Source organism: Paracoccus sp. PAR01, from assembly GCF_014851995.1.
Lineage (GTDB): Bacteria > Pseudomonadota > Alphaproteobacteria > Rhodobacterales > Rhodobacteraceae > Paracoccus > Paracoccus litorisediminis.
In genome coordinates this window covers 1-1,433 of sequence record NZ_JACVAW010000071.1, presented here as the reverse complement: position 1 = coordinate 1,433, position 1,433 = coordinate 1, and the positions used below count along the sequence as shown (strand labels likewise).

The 1,433-nt window shown below is 56.2% G+C and carries 1 protein-coding gene; it reads right to left on the bottom strand.

Annotated features, from left to right (window positions below; all coding sequences use genetic code 11):
• Positions 1–1,324 precede the first annotated feature (1,324 nt).
• Positions 1,325–1,433: transposase domain-containing protein (locus tag IB235_RS24645; protein WP_192338877.1), on the bottom strand; the 109-nt coding region annotated here is incomplete at its 5' end.

The following is a 1,433-nucleotide window of genomic DNA, read 5'->3' as shown; positions in this document are numbered from 1 at the left end:
AGTTTGACCGCGACCCGGGGGAGTGCAGATCCTTTGGCCCGACGCGCTATCCATGAAGGACAGCCGACAGTCTATCCCGGTCATGTCGGCAGTGCATTCGAGGACGGTTCAACCTGCGTCGCGCGTGCGGCAATAAAGGTGTGTGAACTGTCAGTGCGGTTTCAATTCCGTTATGGTCGGTAGGTAAGCCAGTAGTTTCGTGGCGGGTGAATTCGCGCTGGATATCGTAAGGTGCAACTATTTTTAACGTCGGTCGGCACATGGTAAATTAGCGCGCAGATCGGATCGATCGGAGCGCGGGCACCAAGGCTGTCGCGCCGGTGTCCCCAGTTTCGGAGGTGCTGCCGTTCGGTAGCCCAGTCCTACGTTCCGAACCATCCAGATCAACCCTCGACCAGAACCCTTCAAGCGTCGTCTTCTGAAGCTCCTAGGCCTTATTCTTAAGATGTGGTGAGCGAGGTCCAACGAGCCTAGGGTGTTCAGGCGGTTCAGTGCATGGCAACCGAGAGCTTTGTGGATGGCGTCGATCGACGGGCACAGCGTATGCAACCGGATCAATTCTTTCTGCAATCACAGCACCGTGTAAGTATGCGGCTTCATCGACAGCAAACAGCTGCGTCTGGAGTGATCCAGCGATTAACGCCTGTGGTCTGCACTTCAGACCACACTGCATGTGTCGTATTGCCCTCGATCCCATCCAATGGGAAGAAGACCATCGCAGGTCGCCAACCGCGAATGGACGTCCGGTCCAATCTGCCGGTTGGCATTTGCTTACTAGCTGGCTCTCGCGAAGCTGACTTCCTTGTCGATGCGGCGAACTCTTTTGGTGGTCGGTCAAAGTGGGTGACGAGACGACGGCCAAACCGGCATCCAAGAGAACAATAGGTATCGTATGGGCGCGCTGTCGCATACCGTAGTCGTCGTCGAACCAGAAAGCATGATCTGCCGTTGTTTTTCCGGCGTCGCCATTGCCGCTTGGATCTGTGGTGCGACAATGGCGACTGCATAAGATAGAAATGGTCGCTCGGACGGCCTGAATATCGTGCCCGAATAGTTGTGTGTTATCGCGACCCTACGCCAGAGATACGTCTGGTCGAGGTCTGTAAACCCATCCATCCGGAAGTCAGCCACTCCGACGGGTTCACCTTGCGGTTTGGTGCGACGGGCCAGATAAAAGCGCTTGCGACGCATCTACGGTGTGAAGTCTCTCGACCGATCATCAAGTGACACTGGCGGAGCTATCCGGATGACTATGCTCGGAGGCCCTTCAGAGGGTTGTCGAGGTTTGCGCCTAAGATGAGGAACTTCGTAAGCGGTGTCCCGATCACACGGTGACTGCGTAATTCCACGGGAGCAGGTCTTGGATCTTGCTCTGTCTGTGGCCTTTGACGATGGCGGTGAGCGTGGCTGTCAGCCATGCGTGGGGATTGACG